Genomic DNA, 260 nt, shown 5'->3' with positions numbered 1-260 from the left:
CGGAGAACCGGAAACGGAGCTGCCGGACGAACATCCGGCGACCGGAGCCTTGGACGATATTCGTGCCGAACTCCAGTCAGAGTACGTCGACTACCTCGAAGACTTGGGCGACCTCGTTACCGAGACCGTCGAGGCTGGCGCTCCGTTCGTTGAGGAGGATCACGCCTATCAGTTCTTCGCCAAGGAGTCCGCCGGACTTGAGAGCGGCCAGACGGTCGCAATTTTCGTTATCGACGCCCTCCGACTCGACCTCGCTCGAC

At 61.2% G+C, this 260-nt stretch carries 1 pseudogene; it reads left to right on the top strand.

Annotated elements, in window-relative coordinates:
- A pseudogene (locus tag SM755_RS23870) lies at positions 1-260 on the top strand (BREX-5 system phosphatase PglZ); the annotation flags it as partial.

It is taken from the genome of Natrialba sp. PRR66 (genome assembly GCF_034808065.1).
GTDB classification, from domain to species: Archaea; Halobacteriota; Halobacteria; order Halobacteriales; family Natrialbaceae; genus Natrialba; species Natrialba aegyptia.
The sequence above is the reverse complement of the archived record's forward strand: the minus strand, read 5'-3'. Positions and strand labels throughout refer to the sequence as shown.